4 protein-coding genes are annotated in these 5,219 nt (G+C 71.8%); all 4 read right to left on the bottom strand.

The genetic code is table 11. From position 1 onward, the window contains the following. A partial coding sequence (cobA, locus tag Q0L54_RS10290; protein ID WP_296667845.1) for a uroporphyrinogen-III C-methyltransferase occupies positions 1–1,220 on the bottom strand: 1,220 nt, incomplete at its 3' end. Further along, positions 1,217–1,594 (bottom strand): nitrite reductase (NAD(P)H) small subunit family protein, encoded by a 378-nt coding sequence (locus Q0L54_RS10285; RefSeq protein ID WP_296667843.1) that lies wholly within the window; start codon positions 1,592–1,594, stop codon positions 1,217–1,219. The genes cobA and Q0L54_RS10285, both read right to left, overlap by 4 nt. Further along, entirely contained in the window at positions 1,591–4,161 is a 2,571-nt protein-coding gene (gene nirB, locus Q0L54_RS10280) for a nitrite reductase large subunit NirB (RefSeq protein WP_296667842.1), read from the bottom strand. The genes Q0L54_RS10285 and nirB overlap by 4 nt, the downstream gene beginning before the upstream one ends. Beyond that, on the bottom strand, positions 4,158–5,219 hold a 1,062-nt coding region (locus tag Q0L54_RS10275), incomplete at its 5' end, for an FAD-dependent oxidoreductase (RefSeq protein WP_296667840.1). The genes Q0L54_RS10275 and nirB, both read right to left, overlap by 4 nt.

Here is a 5,219-nt window from a genome sequence, read left to right as displayed (position 1 = left end):
TGCTGCTCGGGCGTCGCCGCAATTTCAGAGGCCAGGAGATCCGGCCGCGCGACGTCTCCGATGACGATAATCGCGGGAGGTTTCACTCCTGTTTCCCGCGCGCTAACAACGATGTCCGCGAGGGTCGCGCGGGTGATCCGTTCCTCGTCGGTGGTACCGCGCTCGATGATCGCCACCGGCGTCTCGGGGCTCGCGCCGCCGCGCATGCCCGCCTCGACGATTCCCTCGAGCGCCGAGACGCCCATGAGGACCACCACGGTCGCGCCCGCCGCCATCGCCGCCACCGCGGCGGGGTCCGCGCCCGCATGGCCGCTCGTGACCAGCACCGAGGTCGCCACCCCACGCTGGGTGACGGGAATCCCCGCCCGCGCGGGCACCGACAGGGCGGACGTCACGCCCGGCACCACCTCGACCGGAACCCCGGCCGCGATGCATGCGTGCGCCTCCTCGCCACCGCGCCCGAACACGAACGGGTCGCCACCCTTGAGCCGCACCACGGTGCGCCCGGCGAGCGCGTGCTCGACCAGGATCCGGTTGATCTGGGCCTGAGGAACCGGGTGGTTGTCCGGCGATTTCCCGACGTTGATGACCTCGACGTCATAAGGGACGGTGACCAGCAGCTCGGTGGCGCCGAGTCGATCGGTGACCACCACATCGGCCTCCGCAAGCGCCTGGCGACCGCGCACCGTGATGAGGCCGGGGTCGCCCGGCCCCGAGCCCACCAGGATGACCCGCCCGCCGCCCGGGCGCCGGCGGCGCAGGTCCACCTCGCCGGCGTCGATGTGGGCCGCGACCGCGTCTCTCACCGCGCGAATCCGCGCGGGGTCGGGACGGTCGTTGGAGACCACGCCCACCGTGATGTCGCCGTGCCGGGACGATGCCGCCTGGCGGGCCGTTCCCCGCGCCGCGTCCGAGGCGTCGATGCAGAACACCTGCCGCGCCTCGGCCCACTGCGCCACACGATCGTTGAGCGCCGCATCGTCCGTTGCCGCAAGCGCGAACCACGCTCCGTCGAGGTCCTCGGGGACGATGCCCCGGTCCGCCCAGGCCAGGTCGCCGTGCTGGGCGTGACGCCGGATGTCGTCGGTGGCTTCGGGCGCCACCACCAGCACATCGGCACCCTCGGTGAGGAACCGCCGCACCCGCCGTGACGCCACCTGGCCGCCGCCCGCGACCACCACGCGGCGCCCGGAGAGGTCGAGTCCGAAGAGTGCCGTCACACGCTGCCCGCTAGGTCGATGAACACCTCGCCATTGTCCAGTCTCACGCGGTGCACGGCCAAGTCGGGGGCGAGCCCGGGCTTCGGATCCTTGTCCATGGTGACCAGGCACGCGCCGTCGAGCAGCGAGAAGACCTGCTTGTAGAGGGGCGACGCGATGGTGGGCACGTCACCGCGCGATCCGGTGATGCCGCGCGACATCACGTACGCGCCCGAGAACGGGTCGAGGTTCTGCACCGCGTGCACCGAGCCGTCCGCGAGCAGGAACACCGCCACCTGCTCCCCCGCCACCAGCGCGGCGACTCCCAGCTCCGGCGTGAGGTCCGCCACCGCGCACACGCGGGTGGTGGTGATCGAGCCTTCGACGAGTGTCACGAGCGGACCTCCAGGGTGGTTGAGGCGATGAGCACGGGGCCAGCCTCGCGCTCTTGCGGCGTGGCCGGTCGCCGCTGTCCGCGCTGCTCGACATAGGCGAGGGACGGATCGGGCTGGTCGGGGGCGTTGACGAAGGAGGTGAACTGCTTGAGCCGCTCCGGGTCGTTCAGCACCGCCTTCCACTCGTCCTCGTACGTGTCGACGTGGCGAGCCATGTGGGCGTCCAGGTCCGCGCAGATCCCGAGGGAATCGTCGACGACGACCTTGCGGATCGCGTCGAGGCCGCCCTCGTACTCCTGCTGCCAGGGCGCCGTGCGCTGCAGGCGGTCCGCGGTACGGATGTAGAACATCAGGTATCGATCGATGATGCGGAACACCGCCTCGTCGTCGACGTCCTCGACCAGCAGCTGCGCGTGCACCGGGGTGAAGCCGCCGTTGCCGCCCACGTAGATGTTCCAGCCCTTGTCCGTGGCGATGACGCCCACGTCCTTCCCGCGTGCCTCCGCGCACTCGCGGGCGCAGCCCGAGACGCCGAACTTGAGCTTGTGGGGGCTGCGCAGCCCCCGGTAGCGCAGCTCGAGCGCGATCGCGAGCCCCACGGAGTCCTGGACGCCGTACCGGCACCAATCGGAGCCCACGCAGGACTTCACGGTGCGGAGCGACTTGCCATAGGCCTGGCCGGACTCCATGCCCGCGTCCACGAGCCGCTTCCAGATGCCGGGCAGCTGATCGAGCCTGGCGCCGAACATGTCGATGCGCTGGCCGCCCGTGATCTTCGTGTAGAGCCCATAGTCCTGCGCGATCTGCCCGATGAGGATGAGGTGCTCGGGCAGAATCTCGCCGCCCGGCACCCGCGGCACCACCGAGTAGGTGCCGTCCTTCTGCATGTTGGCCATCACGCGGTCGTTGGTGTCCTGCAGCGCCGCACGTCCCTCCGCGAGCACGTGCTGGTTGTACAGGGAGGCGAGGATCGACGCGATCGCGGGCTTGCAGATGTCGCAGCCGCGACCCGTGCCGAACCGGTCCATGATCTCGGAGAAGGTGGTCAGCTCGGCGACGCGCACCGCATCGAACAGCTGCGCGCGGGACATCTCGACGTGTTCGCACAGAGCGTTGGAGACCTCGATGCCGGACTTCTCGAGCTCCGTCGCCATGATCTTCTTCACGAGCGGCAGGCACGAACCGCACGAGGTGCCGGCCTTGGTGCACGCCTTCACCGCGCCCAGGTCGGTGCAGCCGTCGTGGTTGACCGAGTCGCGGATGGCGCCCGCGGAGACGTTGTTGCACGAGCACACGCCTGCCTCATCGGGCAGCTCGACGTTGGGGCGCTCGATCGCACCCTCGGGGAGCAGCCAGCCGGCGGGGTCGCCCTGGAGCCGAGCGCCCACCTGCGGACGCAAGGAGGCGTACGCGGACGCGTCGCCCACGAGCACTCCGCCGAGCAGCGTGGTCGCGTCGTCGGTCAGCACCAACTTCTTGTACACGCCGTTGACCGGGTCCGCGTAGACCATCTCGAGGGCGCCCGGGGTGGTCGCGAACGCGTCGCCGAAGGAGGCGACGTCCACGCCGAGCAGCTTGAGCTTGGTCGCCGTGTCCGCACCGGGGAACGTGCTCGCGCCGCCCAGCAGGCGGTCGACCGCGATCTCCGCCATGGTGTTTCCCGGGGCGATGAGGCCGATGCAGGCGCCCTGGATGCACGCGACCTCGCCGATCGCGGTGACGGCGGGGTCCGCGGTGAGGCAGGTGTCGTCCACCACGACTCCACCGCGTGCGCCCAGTTCGAGGCCGGCGGCCGCGCCCAGCTCGTCCCGCGGCCGCACGCCGGTCGCGAACACCACCACGTCCACCAGTTGCTCGCCGCCATCGGCGAATATCAGCGAGCCCACGTGGCCGTCCTTGTCGGCCCGGATCGCGGTGGTGGCGGTCTTGACGCGCACCGTCACGCCCAGCTTCTCGATGAGGCGCTTGAGCGCCTCGCCGCCGCCCTCGTCGACCTGCAGGTTCATCAACCGGTCCGAGAACTGGATCACCGTGCTGACGCATCCGAGACCCTGGAGGGCGCCCGCGGCCTCGAGACCCAGCAGGCCGCCGCCGATCACGGCTCCCCGCACGGGACGGCCCAGCGCCTCGCGGCGCTCCTCGACCCAGCCGCGCAGCGCGGCGACGTCGTCCACCGTGCGGTACATGAACACCCCAGGCAGGTCCGCACCGGGCGTGGGCGGGGCCCATGCGTAGGAGCCGGTGGCGAGCACCAGGTGGTCGTACGCGACCTCGCGGCCGCCCTCGACGGTGACGACGCGCCGCGCACGGTCCACCGCCGTCGCGCCCGAGTCTCGCCGCAGCGTGACCAGCGGGTCATCCCACAGGGCGGGGTCGCCCAGCTGCAGGTCCTCGGGCGTGCGTCCGGTGAAGTAGCTGGTGAGTGCCACGCGGTCGTAAGGAGCGCGCGGCTCCTCCGCGAGCACCTCCACCGAGTAGCGCCCGCCCGTGTCGCGGGCGCGCAGCGCCTCGGTGAATCGGTGGGCGACCATGCCGCCGCCCACCACGACGATGTGCTCCGTGGTCATCGTGCACCCTCCCCCGTCCCCGCGAGCGCGGGGACCTTGTCGACCTCGGGCGTCGGCGACGCCGCGAGAAGTTCCTTCACCAGCGGCGTGCAGTCGCCGCATCCGGTCGATGCCCGCGTGGCGCGCGCGACGTCCTCCAGGGACTCGCAGCCACCCGCGATCGCGTCGCAGATCCGGCCCTTCGACACCCCGTTGCACTGGCACACGGTGTGGTCGGCGTCCATCTCTGCGGCGCTGCGCGCGGCGGGCGCGGCGCCCGGGATGGGACGCACGATGAGGTGCGCCGGATCCGTGGGCACCGGCAGCAACCGTGTGTACAGCGCCTGCAGCTCGGTGGCGGTGGCCTTGTCGCCCACCACCGTCGCGCCCACCAGCAGGCCGTGGGACACGACCACCTCGACGAACCGGCCCACGGCCGGGTCGGAGATCCGGACGGCGCGCAGCTCGCGCTCGCCATGATCGAACTTGCCGCTGAGGCCCATGGTGACCACCTCGAGGCCCGGCGCCTTGACGCGCACCACGTTGGTGATGTCGTGCTCCGCGTCGTCCCCATGGGGCCGGGCGGTGGCGGTGCCCGACCATGCGTCCACCAGGCGGGCAGCCTGATCCCAGCCCTGCGCGACCAGCCCGCTGCCACCCTCGGGCGGCTGGGCGCAGTCGCCGATGGCGAACACGGCGGGGTCGGCCGGAGAGGCGAGGTGCTCGTCCACGACGATGCCGCGCTCGCACGGCAGCCCCGCGCGGCGGGCCAGGGCGGTCTCGGGAATGGTGCCCGCGCACATCACCAGGAGGTCGGTCAGCACCTCCGTGCCGTTCGACAGCTCGACGGCACAGATGCGGCCGCGCCGCTCGACCGCTCGCGTCACCGAGGCCTGGGTGACCACCGTGATGCCGAGCCGGCCCAGCGAGCTCTCCGCGATCTGCGAGGCGGCGGAGCCCAGCTGACGCTCCATGAGGCGGTCGGCGTGATGGACCAGCGTGACGGCGAGCCCTCGCGCGGCGAGTCCGGTGGCGACCTCGAGGCCCAGCACGCCTGCGCCGAGCACCACCGCGCGGCG

The organism is Demequina sp. (assembly GCF_024642165.1).
In the GTDB taxonomy this organism is placed as follows: Bacteria; Actinomycetota; Actinomycetes; order Actinomycetales; family Demequinaceae; genus Demequina.
The sequence above is the reverse complement of the archived record's forward strand: the minus strand, read 5'-3'. Positions and strand labels throughout refer to the sequence as shown.

Bases quoted from the DNA above. Each gene is read 5' to 3' on its own strand.
- nirB (WP_296667842.1), bottom strand. From the start codon at position 4,161: ATGACCACGGAGCACATCGTCGTGGTGGGCGGCGGCATGGTCGCCCAC.